We start from the raw sequence: 16,973 nt of genomic DNA on the forward strand, positions 1-16,973 counted from the left end.
AAGTTTCACTTGACGACAAATACAAGCTCGCAGACGGCCAAGTCTTCCTCACGGGTGTTCAGGCGCTTGTGAGACTGCCCATGATGCAACGGGCCATGGACGCGGCCGCCGGCTTGAACACCGCCGGCTTCGTCACCGGATACCCCGGCTCGCCGCTTGCGAGCTACGACGTGCAGCTGCGCCAAGCCCAGGCGCTGCTGGCCGACCACCACGTCCGTTTCCAGCCGGGCTTGAACGAAGACTTGGCGATGACCTCCGTTTGGGGGTCGCAACAGGGTGAGGTGCGCGGCGACAGCAAGGTGGATGGCGTCTTCGCCCTCTGGTACGGCAAGGGCGCCGGGCTCGACCGATCCGGCGACGCGCTCCGCCACGGCAATCTGGCCGGATCTTCCAAGCATGGCGGCGTTCTCCTCCTCCTCGGCGACGATCACAGGGCGGAATCGTCCAGCGTGACGCACAATGCCGAGTACACGATGGTCGACTTCATGATGCCGCTCCTCAATCCGGCCGATATCGGGGAGCTAATGGAGTATGGCCTCTTCGGGATCGCATTGTCCCGTTATTCCGGCAGCTGGACAGGGCTGAAATGCCTGCATGACGTCGTCGAAAGCGCAGGCTCGATCGACGTCACAACGGAGCCCCGGCGCTGGACGATCCCAGGGGACTTCGACATGCCGCCGGGCGGCCTCGGCCTGCGCTATCCCGACACTCCGCTGGCGCAGGAAGCTCGGCTTCATCATTACAAGCTCGATGCGGTCAAGGCTTTCGCCCGCGCCAACGGCATCGACAGGTCGCTCTGGAAGCAGCCTTCCTCGCGTTTCGGAATCGTCACGACGGGAAAGACCTATCTGGACGTGCTTGAGGCGCTCGACGACCTCGGGCTGACCGAAGAGCGAGCCGCCGCGATGGGTCTCGCGATCTACAAGGTCGGCATGCCCTATCCGCTCGAGCCGCAAGGGGCGCGGGCTTTCTGCGACGGGCTCGAGACGGTCTTCGTGGTGGAGGAAAAGCGTTCGCTCATCGAGACGCAACTGAAGGAATTGCTCTTCCGGGTTCCCCATGCGCCCTCCGTGATCGGCAAGACGGACCAAGAGGGCCGGTCGATCCTTCCGACGTCGGGCGTGCTGGCCAGCAATCAGATCGGGATCTGGATCGCCAGGTTTCTCCTGGCCCTCAAGGATGATCCGGCCCTGCGCACTGCCTTGAAGGCCCTCGAGGGACGCGAAGCCGGAAAAGTCATTCCGCTGATGCCGCTCGAGCGCCGCCCGTCCTTCTGCTCCGGCTGCCCTCACAACCGGTCCACGGTCGTGCCCGAGGGCAGCCGAGGCGGCGCCGGTACCGGCTGCAACTACATGGTCATGTGGATGGACCGGGGAAGCGTCGGCTACACCCAGATGGGGGCCGATGGCGTCAACTGGATCGGCGAGGCACCGTTCAGCAACCGCGACCATGTCTTCCAGAACCTGGGCGACGGGACCTATACGCATTCCGGTCTCCTGGCCATTCGCGCGACGGTCGCGGCCGACGTCAACATCACCTACAAGATCCTCTATAACGGCGTCGTGGCCATGACGGGCGGACAGCCGCACGATTTCGCGCTCTCGCCGGCCGTCATCGCCAGGCAGGTTCTCGCCGAGGGGGCCCGCAAGGTCGTTCTCGTGACGGACGAACCCTCTCGCCATGGTTCGGAGCCGATGCCCGACGGCGTCGACATCCGCCACCGCGACGACCTCGACGAGGTTCAGCGCGCGCTGCGGGACGTCAAGGGCGTCACCGTGCTCATCTACGATCAGATGTGCGCCACCGAGAAGCGGCGCCTGCGCAAGAGAGGCCAACTGGCCGATCCGCCGAAACGGGCCTTCATCAACCATCTCGTGTGCGAAGGGTGCGGCGACTGCAGCGTGAAATCGAACTGCGTCTCGGTGCTCCCCCGAGAGACTGCCCTCGGCCGCAAGCGCGAGATCGACCAGTATTCCTGCAACAAGGACTTTTCGTGCACGGACGGCTTCTGTCCCAGCTTCGTCACGGTGCATGGCGGCGAACTGCGCAAGAAGGAAGTCGCGAAGCGGGACGACGGTCCGGACCTTCCCCGGCCGACGCCCCGCGATCTGGATCAGCCCTACAACATCGTGCTGGCGGGCGTCGGCGGCACAGGCGTCATCACGCTGGCGGCGATCCTCGGGATGGCGGCCCACCTGGAGGGTAAGGGCTGCGCAACCCTCGACATGATGGGACTGGCTCAGAAGGGCGGAGCGGTCACGTCCCATGTGCGCGTCGCGGCATCCCCGTCCGACGTTCGGGCCGCGCGGATCCCTGTCGGTACGGCGGATGTCGTGCTGGGCTGCGATATCCTCGCCCTGGCGTCCCATGAGCCGATCTCCACCATCGGATATGATCGGACCATCGTGCTGGCCAACACGAACGAAGCGATGCCCGGAGATTTCGCGCGCAACCGTGATCTCGCATTCCCGGCGCCGGCCTTGCGTGGGCGGATCGAGGCGGCATCGGGTGCGGCCAACGTGACCTATGTCGACGCGACGCGCCGGGCCATGGAAAGCGTCGGGGATACGATCGGCACCAATACCTATCTGCTCGGAATGGCCTATCAGCGAGGCCTCATTCCGATCTCGGAAGAGGCCATCGAACGGGCCTTCGAACTCAACGGCGTGGGCGTAGCGCTCAACAAGGCCGCCTTCAGGGCCGGGCGCAGGGCGGCACTGTCCGAACCTGTTGCCGAGGCGCCCGCCGTTCAGCCTCCGGACCTTCCAGCCCTGTTGGCCCACCGAGAGGCCTTTCTGACCGACTACCAGGACAAGGCCTATGCACGCAGCTACCGTGAGTTCGTGGAGAGTGTTCGCCGCGTCGAGCAACAACGTCTTCCCGGCTCCACAGCGCTGACGATGGCGGTGGCCGAAAGTCTCGCCAAGCTCATGACCTACAAGGACGAGTACGAGGTCGCCCGGCTCTACACCAGCGGAGAGTTCGAGCGGGAGATCAAGGCGAAGTTTACGGGAGACTACAAGCTCGAGTTCCTTCTGGCCCCACCCGTTTTCGCGCGGCGCGACAAGCGCACGGGTGAGCTCAAGAAGCGCGGCTACGGTCCCTGGATCTTCCCTGCCTTCAAGATGCTGGCCCGTTTCCGTCGTGTGCGGGGCACCTTTGTCGATCCGTTCGGTCACACGGCGGAGCGGAAGATGGAGCGCGCGCTGATCGCCGATTACCGCGAAACCATCGGACAGGTTCTCAAGGAGCTGACATCCGAGAACCATCACGCCGCTGTGGCGATCGCCTCTCTGCCCCAGGACATTCGCGGCTACGGACATGTCAAGGACAAGGCCGTTCATCAGGTGCGCGAGAGACAGGTTCGGCTCCTAGATGAGTTTCGCCAAACGGCCTACGCCAGGGCCGCCGAATAACAGAAGCCTGCCGGAAACCAGCAGCTTAGGGAGTTGCCGAAGTGGATACGAAACCGATCGCATTGGTCACGGGTGGAGCCGGAGGGATCGGCGAAGCCTGCGCCAGACGGCTCGCCGAAACCCATAAGGTCGTCGTCTGCGACGTGAACGAGGACGCAGCCGTCAAGGTCGCGGACGAGATCGGTGGCATCGGACTCGCTTGCGACGTGACCTCCGAGGCCGACGTGAGGTCGTGCGTCGACAAGGTCGATTCCGATGTCGGACCGCTCCGCGCGATGGTCATGTGTGCGGGCATCATTCAGGAGCGGGCGTTCTCGCCGGAAGAGTTCGAGCAGGATCATTGGGATCAAGTCCAGGCGGTGAACACCCGAGGGACGTGGCTGTTCTGCAAGTTCGCCGGTGCCAGGATGGCGGCTCTGGGCGGCGGCAGCATCGTGACGATCTCGTCGGTTGCCGGGCACCGATCATGGCCCACGCATTCCTACGCGGCTTCCAAAGCCGCCGTGATGAGCCTGACCAAAGGGCTTGCGGCGGAATGGGGACGCTCCGGGGTTCGCGTCAACTCGATCTCACCCGGCTTCACGCTGACACCGCGTTTGAAGGAACTCATCAAGGTTCGGAACTGGGACACCGACACCCTCTCGAACCAGACCGCTCTGGGACGGTGGGTCGAGCCGGACGAGATCGCCGACACGGCTGCGTTTCTCGTCTCCGACATGGCGCGGGGCATCACCGGCATCGATATTCCGGTGGATGCCGGTTGGCTGTGCGGGATCAATTGGTTGAGCTTCAACGGCGTTCCGGCCGCTCGATGACGCGCCAGAGCCGGGAGCGCGGAGCCCGTCCGAATTGCTGCGATCGGGTCCCGCGACCCTCCGGGGTAAGCCGGTTGCAAGGATGTTGCTGAAACTGCTATAGTCACATTCTGCTACAAAGCACAGGATCGATCTCTTGCTGAAGGAAGCCAAGAAGGCGCGAGCGGCAGCTCCGAAACCGGTCAAAGACGCGGACCTTCCTGTTGCCAGGCGCCCCAAGCTGACGCGAGCACAAAAGAAAGAACAGATCCGGGATGCCTTGTTCACCGCCGCCGCGAAGGTAGTGGGAGAGCATGGATATTCGAATGCTCAGGTGGCGATGATCACTGCTCAGGCGTCGGTCGCGCAGGGAACGTTCTACAATTATTTCGAGTCGCAACAGGATCTTCTGGATCAGCTCCTGCCGACGATCGGGCAGGCTATGCTGGCCTTCATCAAGGACGCGTCGAGCGACGCGCATTCGGAGATCGAGCGGGAGGAGAAAAGCTTTCGCGCGTTCTTCGAGTTTCTCAAGATCAATCCCGACTTCTACCGCATCCTGTACGAGGCCGAGGTTTTCGCTCCCGAGGCCTATCAGCGGCACAACGAATCCGTCGCGCGCGGCTACGTGCGCGTTCTCGAAAGAGCGCTGGACCGTGGCGAGCTGAAGGTTGCGGACAAGCGCGAGCTCGAAGCCATCGCTCAAATGCTCATGGGCGCGCGACACTATCTCTGCATGCGCTTCGCGCGGCGTGGCAAAGGCTCCATCAGCCTTCCCGAGTGGGTTGTCGATGCCTACATGACCGTCGTCAAAGGCGGGATCTATCGCTAGGGACCGCTCCCGCCTCATGCGCGCCGAACGTGATAGTCCTCCAGGTTCGGGTCATGGGTCATCGCCCAATAATCCACGAAGCGCCACGGCATGACGGAGAAAACGCGTCCAAGACCGTTGCGATAGTAGGTCGACATCCCAGGATGGGTCCAGATGAGCTGCTCATGCTCGTCATCGACGCTTTTCACGTAGGCGTCATGAACGTCCTGCCGAACCTCCATGGCGCCGATGTCGTTCTCGATCATCTGCAGCAGGCTGCTTGCGATGTAACGCGTCTGGCACTCGGCTTGAAAGATGACGCTTCCGCCGTGGCCAGGGCCTGAATTCGGCCCGAGCATGCAGAAGAAGTTCGGGAAGCCCGGAACGGTGAGGCCAAGATAGGCCGTCGGGTTCTGTTGCTTCCAGGCATCCCGCAGCGGCACGCCGTCCCGACCGCGGATATCGAGCCGCCCGGCCATCTCGTCGACGCGGAAGCCGGTCGAATACACGATGACGTCCGCCGGTCGCGAGACGCCGTCATTCGTCACGATCCCGTCCGACGTGATATGATCGATCGGTGTGGTGACGAGGTCGACGCTGCGCTTCATCAGGGCCCGGTACCAACCGTTGTCCAGCAGGATGCGCTTTCCATAAGGCGGATAATCCGGGATGCATTTCTCGACCAGATCGGGCCTGTCGGCGAGCTCCGAGCGGATGAAGGCGATCATCTCCTCGCGGTGGCGGTCGTTGGCCCTGTTCACCGAGCGGTCCGGGTTGGTCCAGGACGCATCCTTCCGCAGCAGTGGGAGAAGTCCATCGCCGTATCGCCAGAACATGTTGAAGCGGAACCATTCCGCATAGAACGGGAGCTTCTCCAGAAGCCACCTGTTCGCCTCGCTGATCGGATCGGCGTAGCCGGCGATCGGCCGGGCCCATTGCGGTGTCCTCTGATAGACGGTTATGGAAGCGACGCGATCGGCCACCGTGGGAACGAGCTGCATGGCCGTCGCACCGGTGCCGATCACCGCGATCCGCTTTCCATCGACCGAGAGATCATCGGGCCAGTTCGCGCTGTGAAACAATTGGCCTTGAAAGTCTTCCGCTCCTTCGATCTTCGGCGTCGACGGCTCGCTGAGCTGGCCGATGGCCGTAATCAGGATCCGCGACTCGACCCGTTCGATTTCGCCCCCCGACCGAATGAACGAGATCCAGCAGCCCGCCTTCTCGTCCCACGATGATGACAGGAACTCGGTCTCCAGGCGGATATTCGGCAGGATGGCGAAGTCGTCCGCCACCCTTCGAAGATAGTCGTGAATTTCCTCGCGCTGGGAGAAATAGCGGGTCCACGGATTCTTCTGGGCAAAGGAGAACGAGTAGGAGTGGTTGGGCGTATCGACGCCGCATCCGGGATAGCGATTGGTGCTCCAGGTGCCGCCGACATCCGGTCTCTTCTCGATGATCGTGTACGGAATCCCGGCATTCTTCAGCCCCACCGCCAGCGCGATGCCGCACACGCCCGCACCGACGATCAGCACGTGGGTCGATGACGCGGCTTCCGGCCGGCCGCTCTTCCACTCAGGGAGCCGCGAGATGAGATTCATCTCCTCGCGAATGAGCGGCGCATACTCGTCCGGCACGGTTTCCCCCAGACAAGTGCTCATCATCCTCCGCATGAGATCGTTGCCGGGATCCGAGATGACGGGGCGCGGGAACGGCGGAGAGAAAACGTCCGCGACCGCGTGACGGATCTCATCTTGGATGCTGACCGGAAGGCCTGCGGAGGGATCTGGAATTAGGCTGACGTCCCGCTTGGGCCGATAGGGCGATTCCAGCCAACGGAGATTGCCCGTCATGTGCACGAGAACCATCAGAAGCACGCGCATGTCCGCACCTGCCAGGGAGGCTTCGAGACGCGTGCGAAAGGAGGCGTATTGAAGGTTCATGAGCATGACCCGCGAGCGGATGAAAGTTGCGTACCGGTGGTTCCGAGGAAGCCTGCTGAGACGGCCCGGCAGCGCAGGCCGCTCTCAGACATGATGGTATTCAAATAACGATCTATGAATCACCAGTCAAGTTTTTAGCGAGGCATGATCGCGTCCGCTGATGCGATACGACCCGCCAGGCGACCACGCGCCGAGAGGAGACCGGTTTGGCCGGCATCCATCGAGGAGACCCGGCCCTTAGGCCGAGCCCGCCATCGTGCGGATAAGATCAACTTCTGGAGCGCATCATCCGGATCATGAAGCTGTCGTAGCTGTATTCGGCGACCTGGAACCACACATACTCTTCATTGCGGAACGCGCTGTAGGATTCCCACATGGCCTTGAACTCGGGGTCCTTCGTGCAAAGCTCATCGTAGAACGTATTGGCCGCCTTGAAGGATGCCTCCATGATCTCCGGCTTGAAGGGCCGGAGCTGTGCGCCGGCGCCGATCAGCTTGCGCAGGGCCGCCGGGTTGCGGGTATCGTACTTCGCCGTCATGTCCGTGTTGGCATAGGCGGCGGCGTCCCGCAGGGCTGCGCGGTATGCCTTGGGGAGTTCGTTCCACTTTTGCAGATTGAACATGAAGTGGGTTGTGGGACCACCTTCCCAGAAGCCCGGATAGTAGTAATACGGCGCGACCTTGACGAAGCCGAGCTTCTCGTCGTCATAGGGCCCCGAGAACTCGACGGCATCGATGGAGCCACGCTCGAGGGCCGGATAGATGTCAGCCGGCGGAAGCTGTTGCGGGACGACCCCAAGGGTCGACAGGATCTGACCGGCCATCCCGGCCACGCGGAACTTCAAGCCGCGCAAGTCGTCAATCGAATTGATCTCCCGTCGAAACCACCCGCCCATCTGCGTTCCCGTATGGCCCCCGGGCAGAGCATAGACATTGTATTTCTCAAGGAACTTGTTGCACATGTCGATGCCGCCGCCCTGGTTCATCCAGGCGTTCTGCTGCCGGGCATTCATGCCGAAGGGGACGGAGGTGATGAGCGCGAAGACGGGGCTCTTGCCGTTGTAGTAATAGGATGAGGTGTGGGTCATCTCGACCGTGCCGCTGCTGATCGCGTCCAGGGCCTGCATGGTGCCCACGATCTCGCCGGCCGCGAAGGACTGGATTTGGAACTTGCCGTCCGTCGCCTCGGCCACGTGCCGCGCAAGCGTTTCGCCCGTGCTGTAGAGAATGTCGAGGGACTTGGGAAACGCGGAACTCAGCCGCCATTTGACCTCGGGCATGGACTGAGCGATGGCGGGGGCCGCGAGCGTGCCCGTTGCGACCATGCCGGTTGCCGCCGATTTCAGGAAATCCCTGCGCTTCATGTTCTGTTTCCTCCGCTGATCTACACCTTCGATCCTGGGAGGACAGCCTCAAAGACATGGCAGTCTTCTCCTAGGCGTTGGGATCATGAACGTTTGAGCGTCCAGATGGCGTCGACTCGATTGAGCGTCTCTGCGCTATTGATGATTTATGAGTCTTCGTTCATATTGTCTTCCAACGGCTGTCCCGTCAAGCATCTAATGCCGGGCCTGGGGCTCGCACGTTGCGCCGGACCGTCCGATGGCCCTGACCCGCTTCGATCGCCTCGAGCCCAGTCCCCTAAGGCGGTGTCCTGACGTACCTCGAACCACGGTGCGGATCCATGTCCATCGAATGCGACCTTTCCTCTGCAGGGATCGCCACGGTCACATTGTCCAATCCGGCCCGCCGGAATGCCCTGACGCTCGATATGTTCACCGGATTGGCGGGTCTCTGGTCACGCTTGGCAGCCGATCGGTCCGTGCGAGTCGTCGTCGTCACCGGGGCGGGCGAGGAAGCGTTCTGCTCGGGCGCGGATCTGTCGGCAGACCTGGCGTCGGAGCCCGGAATCGACGACCTCATCGCGGCCGCGTTCCTCAAGACCCTTTACGTGCCGATGCCGGTCATCGCCGCCATCAACGGCGTCTGTGTCGCCGGCGGCTTGGAGATCGCGCTTGGGGCGGACATCCGCCTGGCGAGTGAAACCGCGCGGCTTGGGCTGCCCGAGGTCCGTTGGGGCATCATGCCGTCGGGCGGCGCTGCCATGAAGCTCGCCGACCAGATCGGGCAGGCTCACGCCATGGATCTTCTGCTGTCCGGCCGCCTGATTGGCGCCCAGGAGGCTGAGCGGATCGGATTGGTGAGTTCGGTGCTGCCGTCACAGGGCTTCCGCGCCGCAGCGATGGACTTTGCGGGAAGCATCGCGCGCAACAGTCCGGTGGCCGTCCGCGCCGCCAAGAAGGCGGCGATGCTGCACCGCGTGGAGGCTTATCGAGAGAGGGAGGCGGCCGAGCGCGAAATGGTCGCCCAGGTTCGGGGAAGCGGTCACCCAAGGATCGGGATCGAGGCGTTTCTTGCAAAGAGGCAGCCGGTATTTCCGGACGAATGATCACCATATGCCGCGGACCCAGCGCGCCGGTGGAACTCCCGAGTGCTTCGACGAAAATGGAACTCGGGCGCGCCATTTCGGCGACGTCGTCGCCGGCCAGGACACTCGCCCGAAGGCCATTTTCTGCCCGAACACCAAAAATATGATCGCTGAGTCATAAGTCGAAATTCTATTGACATCGGTCTGCCGTCCTATAGGCTGCGTTGTCAGGAAGCCTCACGTGCGACGCCATCGCCAAGGGGCTCCGGATCCGCGAGCGACAAAAGAAAGCCGCAGGATCCAGGCCGACAAGGCCCAACAAGACAAGATCAGAGGGGAGGGAGTCCTGAGTGGTTGATTTCATCATTCTCGGCATCGTCGTCGGCGTGAGCTACGGTCTTCTCGCGTTGCCGCTGAGCCTTCTCTTCATCGCCACCGGCACGGTCGACTTCGCGCTCGGCGCCTACGCGGTTCTGGCAGGCCTCGTCTGCTTCGTGGTCGGCGGACCGCTGGGCATGGTTGCCGGAATCCTCAGCGCCGTTCTCGCCGCAAGTCTCGTCGGCCTCGTCTCCCGCCTCCTGGATCACAACCGCCGCAGCGATCACCTGACGCTTGTGCTCGCCAGTTTCGGCTTCGCGATCTTTCTCGAGTCCTTCGTCCTGAGCACGTTCGGCGAGCAGCCCTATGTCCGCCAGCCTTTCACGGATTACTGGGACATCCTGGGCACGCGGGTTTCGCCGCAGGCAGGCGTGAATCTCGCGGCGGCGCTCGTGGTCCTGGCCGTGACCTTCGGATTGCTCTACGCGACGCCCGTCGGCCGGATGATGCGCGCCAGCGCCATCAACCCCCGAGGCGCGACGCTTGCGGGAATTCCCGTGCATATCATGCGCGCCTCGACCTTCGTGTTCGCCGGGCTACTGGCCGGCATCGCCGGCGTTCTCCACCTCTACACGTCGGGCCTGAGCTACTCGTCGGGCATGCACCTCGCGCTTTCGGGCTTCGGCGCCGCCATCATCTTCGGGCTGAAAAGTCCCTTGCGGGCATTTCTCGGCGGCATCGCCATCGGCGTGGTCGAGTCCCTCAGCAACGGATATCTGCCGAGCCACGTGGCCACGGTGGTGCCCCTCTTCTTCATTTTCGGCATCCTGATCTTGCAGGGAACGAGCCGTACGTTCAGCGGGGGACGAGCCTGATGATCGAGAAATGGTCCGCTCTCATCGTCCTGGTGCTGGCCGTCCTGGCCGCCATCGGCATGGGGTCCAACGCCGCGTGGCTTGGGACCTCGACGCTGATCGCCATCTACTCCCTGCTCGCCTTGTCGGTCGGCATCACGTACGGCCAAGCCGGGATCCTGTCCGTCGCTCAAGGGGCCTTCGCGTCCATGGGAGCCTACGCGACCGGCATCCTGACGGCGCGATATGGGATCTCGCCCTTTCTCACCTTGCCGGTGTCTGTGCTTCTGCCGGCCCTCGTCGCGCTGCCCTTGGCAAGGCTGGTCTCGCCTCTCTCGCCTCTCGTCCTCGCCATCGCCACGCTCATGTTCGCGACGATCGTCGAGATCCTGCTGCGTGGGGGCGGCGACCTCACGGGCGGCTATATCGGCCTGTCGGGCATACCGCCGCTTTTCGATGCCCAAACGCCGGTCACCTTCAATCTCATCGCCTGGTTCGCCGTCGTGGTCGTCGTCTTCCTCTATGCGAACCTCATGAACTCCGCCTGGGGACGGGCGATCAACACGGTGCGGCACGATCCCATGCGCGCGGTCGCCGACGGTACCAACGTAACCCGCCTGCAATCCCTGGTCTTCACCCTCGGGGCCGGCATGGCGGGCCTCGCAGGCTGGCTCTATGCGCATCAGCTGAGCTTCATCAGTCCCGACCTGTTCGGCATCCCGGTGTCGATCAACGCCATCCTGATGGCCGTCGTCGGCGGGGCCGGAGTGATCCTCGGCCCGGTCGCCGGAGCGGTGGTGCTCAGCTTCTTCTACGAGTTCCTGCCGGGACAGGAATCCCGCGGCATGTTCTATGGCGCGGCTCTCATTCTGACGCTCGTCGTCGCTCCGAGCGGCCTGCTGGGTTTCACGCGCTTCAGGCGCAGATCCCCGGCGGTTCGCCGTGGCGCTGTGTCGGCCGGCGCGGTGCCCGGAAAGGTGGCGTCATGAATCGAGGGATCGTCGTTTCGTCCGTCACGGTCCGCTTCGGAGGCGTGACAGCCCTCAGCGACGTTTCGCTGAACGTTCAGCCTCGAGATATCGTCGGCGTGATCGGGCCGAACGGTTCCGGCAAGAGCACCCTGTTCAACGCGGTCTCTGGCCTCGTCCGTCCGGCCTCGGGCGAGATCCGGATCGATGGCCAGGATGCCGTCGGTGTGCCGCCCGAGACGCTCGTCCGCCAGGGATTGGCCCGCACGTTTCAAACCCCGCGTGTCGATCCGGTTCTGCCTGTCGAGGCCGCGATCCTGTGCGGCTTCCAAACGAAAGCGCGGCAATCCCTCCTCGGCGCGATGCTGCATCTGCCGGGACAAAGACGCGAGGAAGCGCAGATGCGCGCGTCGTGCCGCGCCATCATGGAGAGGCTGGGTCTGATCGAGGTGGCGGACGTTCCGCTGGGCGAACTCCCGATGGGCCAGGTCCGGCTCGTCGACGTGGCCCGGGCCATGGCGTCCGAACCCCGTTACCTGCTGCTCGACGAGCCGGCCGCCGGCCTTTCCCTGCTGGAGCAGCGGCGCTTGGCCGCCGCGATCCGCCTGCTGGCCGCGGATGGCGTCGGCGTCCTGCTGGTCGAGCACAATTTCGGACTCGTCGGCGAATTGTGCCGGCACGTGACGGTGCTGGACAGGGGGAAGGTTCTTCTCGAAGGCGATGTCGCGACCGTCCGGAGCAATCCCGTCTTCCTTCAGACCTATCTCGGGAGCCATGCCGCATGAATCAGGTCATCGCACTCCCGTCATCCGCGCCGTTTCGGCAGGCGGTCGCCGTGCAGAACTTCGCTCCTGCGGCACCTTTGACGTGCACGGATCTGTCGGCGCGCTATGGCCCGATTCAGGTTTGCTTCGATATTTCTCTCGCGACGATGCCGGGCGAGATCGTCGCCGTTCTGGGTCCCAACGGAGCGGGGAAAAGCAGCCTTCTCGGGGCACTGGCCGGGACCGTGTCCGGGCAAGGTTCCGTCAAGCTGTCCGGGGAAGATCTGGAATCGCTGCCGGCGCACCTGAGGGCGCGGCGCGGACTGGCCTTCGTCCCCGAGATCCGCGGCAACATTTTTCCCGTTCTGTCGGTTGAGGAGAACCTCCAGCTTGTTCTTCACGCGCTCCCGCACGGGGACCGCGCGCGGATGCGTGACAGAGTTTTCGAACTCTTTCCCATTCTCAAGACGCGTCTCTCGACCGATGCCGGCATGCTGAGCGGCGGCGAGCAGCAGATGCTGGCCATCGCCATGGCGGTGGCGCGCAAGCCGAAAGCACTGTTGCTCGACGAGCCGACGCAGGGGCTCGCGCCCGCGGTGTTCGATATTCTCGAGACGACGTTCAAGTCCCTGTCCCAGTCGGGGCTTCCGATCCTTCTGGCCGAACAGAACATCCGCTTCGCGGCGCGGGTCGCCCATCGCTATCTCGTCCTGGCGGGAGGACGGTTGGTCGGAGCAGGTGAGGGGCACGAACTGCACAATGCCGACCGGATCGTCGAACGCTATTTCCCGAAGGACCTGGACGGGAGCGAAGACCCGTCCGTGGTTCCCTGAGACATGAAGCGGTTCGCCAAGAGACCGCAGCGCTGACTTATCGAAACAACCGTTGGGAGGAAAACATGACCCGCAGCAAAAGGTCCTTCGGATACTGGACGAAACTCTCCTGGATCGCCGGCGCCTCGCTCCTCGCCGCCACGGGGGCCGGATGGGCGCAGACGAAGGCGCCGATCAAGATCGGAAGTCTCTGGAGCCTAACGGGGCCGGCGGCGCCGTTCGGCATCGCCGAACGGGATACCGTCGACATCCTCATCAACAACATCAACAAGGAAGGCGGCATCGACGGTCATCCGCTTCAGGTCGTCAATTACGATGAGGCGAGCAATCCCATCGAGGCCGCCCGCGGCGCGACGCAGTTGATCCAGCAGCATGGCGTCGTCGCCATCCTGGGCGGCAGCACCGGCAGCGGCGCGCTCGCAGCCGCTCCGATCCTGGCCCGGAACAACGTTCCTCTGATCTCGCCGAATTCGACGGCCACCACGACCTCGAAGCAGCATGCGTTCTTCCCGTGGATCTTCCGTGTCGTCGTCGGCGACAACGACATCCTGAAGACGATGACCGAACAGGCGGCGGCGAGCGGTGCGAAATCGATTGCCCTGTTCTATCAGGAGGACGCCTACGGTCAGGAGGGCGCCAAGGTGATCGAGCGGCTGGCGCCCGAACTGGGCATGAAGGTCGTTGCGACGGCGGCCTCGCCGACGAATGCGACCGATGTCGCCTCCCAGGCCACCAAGCTGCGCAACGCCAACCCGGATGCCGTCGCCATCGTGACGTCCTCGCCGGTTCTCGCGGCCGCCTTCGCCCGAGCCTCCAATCAGGTTGGCCTCAAGGCGAGCCTGTGGGGCGGCGTGGGCCTCGGCCAGAAGGCTTTTCTGGACGGCGCCGGTCCTGCCGGCAACGGCCTGCGGGCGGTCCTTCTCGCCAACTGGGACGATCCGTCTCCGGGGCTCGCCCGGCTGGGCAAGGTCCTGACCGAAGGCGGCAAGCCGCCGATCGGCGTGGGTGAACCGATCGCCTCCAGCGCTCTCCTGGTCCTCGTGGAAGCCCTGAAGAAGGACCCGATGGCCAAGGGCGAGGCCTTGCGGAAGAACCTGGAAAGCCTGTGCGGCGTGAAGGTCTATTCCGAGGGCGAGATCTGCTTCAGCGCGGAGGATCATGACGGCGCGCCGGCGGAAGCCCTCGTGAGCGTCGTCGTCGAGAACGGCAAGTTCAAGACGGTGAAATAGATGGGCCCCGGAGCGCCCGTGTCGGACCGTATCCTGACAGGGGCGCTCGTTCTTCCGGAGCCTGCGACGCAGGCTCCGCCTCAGACCGCATGACGTGACCGACCGATGCCAGCAGCCTGCCATACGTCCGAGCATCTCCGCGCCAAGGCGAAGCGCTTTCTGCCCCGCATGGTCTTCGACTACGTGGAGGGGGGAGCAGGCGGGGAGGACACCCTCGGGCGCAACCGTCGCGCGCTCGATGCGGTGCGGCTGCTCCCGGAGGCCCTCAACAACTGCACCTCGTGCACGATGCAGCGCACGCTCTTCGGCGTGACGTATGCGGCCCCTTTCGGAGTCGCTCCCGTCGGGCTCGCCAATCTGGTGCGCGCCGGAACCGACGAGGCGCTGGCCCGGGCCGCCTGGAAGGCCCAGATTCCTTATGCACTATCGACGGCCGGCACGACGTCCATCGAGACGATCGCGAAGGCCGTGCCGGGCCACGCGTGGTTCCAGCTCTATGTCGGCGAGGATCCGGCGATCACGGACGATCTGATCGCCAGGGCCGAGCGGGCGGGCATCACGGTTCTTCTGGTGACCGTGGACGTGCCCGCGCCCGGAAAGCGTGTGCGCGATCTCGTGAACGGCCTCACGCTCCCGCTGCGGCCGTCTCCCGCCGTCATCGCCGACACGGCGTTCCGGCCGCGCTGGCTTCTCCAGATGCTGACGGGTGGCGTTCCCAAGCTGGAAACGATCGCCCCCTACTTCAAGGACGAGAGGGAAAAGCCGCACGCCTCCCAGATCGCCCGCCGGGTCTCGTCCCCGCGCTTCGACTGGGCCGAATTGGAGCGGATCCGCAAGCGTTGGCGGGGCACCCTCGTGGTGAAGGGCGTTCTCAACCCGGCGGATGCGGTGCGCGCAGCCGACCTGGGAGCGGAAGGCGTCGTCGTGTCCAACCATGGCGGCCGACAGCTCGATGCGGCGCCGGCTTCCATCGAAATGCTGCCGCGTGTCCGTGACGCGGTCGGCGACCGCCTCAAGGTCCTGTTCGATAGCGGCGTCCGCTCCGGTGACGATATCGCCCGGGCGCTGGCCCTGGGCGCCGATTTCGTCCTGATCGGCCGCCCCTTTCTCTACAGTATCGCGGCGCTCGGTGCCGAGCGCGGGCCGGAGCGACTGATCGGCATCCTGTCGGCGGAACTCGAGAACACGATGATCCATATGGGCTGCTCGGCCGTCGATCAGATCGCACGGTCCCATATCTGGAGCGCCTGAGCCGCCGCCGGCCTCGCGGGCCTCCCCAGTAGCCCCTGGCCGCCTCGCGGAAGAACCCGTGCTGTCCCGCGCCAGGGCCTTGTCGGATTACATCGCAAGTCTGATGCCCTGGAGGGCGGATTGAACCCCCTCGCTCGGAGAGCCGGGAACGCACAGCCTCGGCGCCAGGCTCGGTCTCCTCGGGCTCGAAGGTTGTGAAGATTGAGGCATTCGAGGCCGTCTCGTCCCGAACTCGCCAAAGCACAGCACATGCACGCCACTCCACCCGAATTCGGAACCTTCCGGGACTTGAGGGCTTGATTCCTTGTTTAGACGAATTCTAATATAGCCCCGTTCGGCTCCCGGACGGGAGCGCCCCGCGAAGGAGACACCCATGCCCATGAGCTCGAGCGCAGCCTGCGCAAGCTGCCGCTTTTACGACGACCACAAGGTCAACGGCGCCGCGTCCAAGGACGATGCGGGCTTGTGCCGCTTCAACCCGCCGGTCAGCCAGCCCAATCCCGAAGGCCATGGGCTCTGGCCGGTGGTGGCTGCCGAGGATTGGTGCGGACATTTCTCGCCCGACCAGCTTCCGGCCGAGTGATCGCCCGGCGATTCGGGGCGAGGGGCCCAGACCGGCCCCTCATGCCCGCCCTGCGACCGGCATGCGCGCCAGATCCGGCGTGAGCCGAGTCGAGTGCGCGCGAGCCAGGGCTTCCTGCAGCGTCGCGACGTCCGCTTTTGGAGCCGGCTTCCATCCGCAGGGGCAGCCACCCCGATCATGGGCTGCGGCCACATCCCGATAGACGCTCCCAAGGGCCATAGCGGAAAGCTGGAGAACCTCCATGGTCGGGAGGCCGGAATTCCGGAGAGCTTGGCAAAAGGCCGTCAACAAGGCTTCTTCCAGGAAAGACTGAGTCTGCTCTGCCGTCGGGCTGGCTTGCAGTCGGTCATCGCCTGTCATGGTTCACCGTCCCCACGACCCCGTCCGTTAACCACGGACAACAAATCGATCAGGCGCTTGAGACGCCCGTTGAGCTGGCCGCCTTGCTGACGATGACAGGCCTCGGACGCGCTTGTGATCCGCATGGCCTGTTGCCACTCCCGCCAGCTCGCCCGGGTCTGCACGATCTCGTTCACGATCAGCGGGTCGGCGGGGCCGATGGCGGCGATGACGTCTGCAGGCAGGATCGGGCTCACGGGCATGCTCCTGGTTGCGGCTGATTCCACAGCCCCTCGGTCATCAGGCCTAAGAAGCCTGGAGACAGAAGGCAAGTAATTGTTTTTACTGTATAATTAGAAAAAATTTAAACTGAGACCGGTGAGCGGGCGCAGTGGCGTTCCGGCCCTCGTCGCGATGCCGGTCGATTGGCCCGGCTTGCGCAC

General features: G+C 64.1%; 14 protein-coding genes (1 of these 14 cut by a window edge). 11 read left to right on the forward strand and 3 right to left on the reverse strand.

Features of this window, described 5'->3' with window-relative positions:
* The 3 genes from ILT42_RS12715 to ILT42_RS12725 form a co-directional block, all read left to right on the forward strand.
* Positions 1–3,416, forward strand: partial view of an indolepyruvate ferredoxin oxidoreductase family protein gene (locus ILT42_RS12715; protein ID WP_204215982.1) — the 3' portion only. The gene continues 13 nt to the left of window position 1, outside the view; only the last 3,416 of its 3,429 coding nucleotides appear in the window; the start codon falls outside the window, past its left edge; it ends in the stop codon at positions 3,414–3,416.
* A gap of 41 nt (positions 3,417–3,457) precedes the next feature.
* Entirely contained in the window at positions 3,458–4,231 is a 774-nt protein-coding gene (locus ILT42_RS12720) for an SDR family NAD(P)-dependent oxidoreductase (protein ID WP_204215983.1), read from the forward strand.
* 259 nt (positions 4,232–4,490) lie between these two features.
* Positions 4,491–5,042, forward strand: a complete 552-nt coding sequence (locus ILT42_RS12725) for a TetR/AcrR family transcriptional regulator (protein WP_204215984.1) — start codon at positions 4,491–4,493, stop codon at positions 5,040–5,042.
* 14 nt (positions 5,043–5,056) lie between these two features.
* On the opposite strand, the gene ILT42_RS12730 is transcribed toward ILT42_RS12725, so the two are convergent.
* A complete protein-coding gene (locus ILT42_RS12730) occupies positions 5,057–6,964 on the reverse strand; it encodes a flavin-containing monooxygenase (protein WP_204215985.1) in 1,908 nt (635 codons plus the stop codon).
* A 268-nt stretch (positions 6,965–7,232) separates the two neighbouring features.
* Positions 7,233–8,327: a TRAP transporter substrate-binding protein gene (locus ILT42_RS12735; RefSeq protein WP_204215986.1), complete on the reverse strand. Its 1,095-nt coding sequence runs from the start codon at positions 8,325–8,327 to the stop codon at positions 7,233–7,235.
* Between the two features lie 320 nt (positions 8,328–8,647).
* On the opposite strand from ILT42_RS12735, the gene ILT42_RS12740 reads away from it, so the two are divergent.
* The 8 genes from ILT42_RS12740 (at position 8,648) to ILT42_RS12775 (ending at position 16,191) form a co-directional block, all read left to right on the forward strand.
* Positions 8,648–9,412 (forward strand): enoyl-CoA hydratase/isomerase family protein, encoded by a 765-nt coding sequence (locus ILT42_RS12740; protein WP_204215987.1) that lies wholly within the window; start codon positions 8,648–8,650, stop codon positions 9,410–9,412.
* A gap of 329 nt (positions 9,413–9,741) precedes the next feature.
* A complete protein-coding gene (locus ILT42_RS12745; RefSeq protein WP_204215988.1) occupies positions 9,742–10,584 on the forward strand; it encodes a branched-chain amino acid ABC transporter permease in 843 nt (280 codons plus the stop codon).
* A complete protein-coding gene (locus ILT42_RS12750) occupies positions 10,584–11,552 on the forward strand; it encodes a branched-chain amino acid ABC transporter permease (protein ID WP_204215989.1) in 969 nt (322 codons plus the stop codon). The genes ILT42_RS12745 and ILT42_RS12750 overlap by 1 nt, the downstream gene beginning before the upstream one ends.
* Positions 11,549–12,316, forward strand: a complete 768-nt coding sequence (locus ILT42_RS12755; RefSeq protein WP_204215990.1) for an ABC transporter ATP-binding protein — start codon at positions 11,549–11,551, stop codon at positions 12,314–12,316. Before ILT42_RS12750 ends, ILT42_RS12755 begins: the two co-directional genes overlap by 4 nt.
* On the forward strand, positions 12,313–13,128 hold the full coding sequence (locus ILT42_RS12760; protein ID WP_204215991.1) for an ABC transporter ATP-binding protein: 816 nt from the start codon (positions 12,313–12,315) through the stop codon (positions 13,126–13,128). Before ILT42_RS12755 ends, ILT42_RS12760 begins: the two co-directional genes overlap by 4 nt.
* A gap of 65 nt (positions 13,129–13,193) precedes the next feature.
* Positions 13,194–14,357 carry an ABC transporter substrate-binding protein gene (locus tag ILT42_RS12765; RefSeq protein WP_204215992.1) on the forward strand — a complete coding sequence of 388 codons (1,164 nt, stop codon included), beginning with the start codon at positions 13,194–13,196 and terminating at the stop codon, positions 14,355–14,357.
* Positions 14,358–14,462: 105 nt separating this feature from the next.
* Positions 14,463–15,608, forward strand: a complete 1,146-nt coding sequence (locus ILT42_RS12770) for an alpha-hydroxy acid oxidase (RefSeq protein ID WP_204215993.1) — start codon at positions 14,463–14,465, stop codon at positions 15,606–15,608.
* Between the two features lie 373 nt (positions 15,609–15,981).
* Positions 15,982–16,191: a hypothetical protein gene (locus ILT42_RS12775; protein WP_204215994.1), complete on the forward strand. Its 210-nt coding sequence runs from the start codon at positions 15,982–15,984 to the stop codon at positions 16,189–16,191.
* A gap of 356 nt (positions 16,192–16,547) precedes the next feature.
* Here the strand turns inward: ILT42_RS12775 and ILT42_RS12780 are convergent, their stop codons facing one another.
* The gene (locus ILT42_RS12780; protein ID WP_204215995.1) at positions 16,548–16,787 is read right to left on the reverse strand and encodes a hypothetical protein; all 240 of its coding nucleotides are present in this window, start codon (positions 16,785–16,787) and stop codon (positions 16,548–16,550) included.
* Between the last annotated feature and the right edge of the window lie 186 nt (positions 16,788–16,973).

Source organism: Microvirga pudoricolor (assembly GCF_016892705.1).
Lineage (GTDB): Bacteria > Pseudomonadota > Alphaproteobacteria > Rhizobiales > Beijerinckiaceae > Microvirga > Microvirga pudoricolor.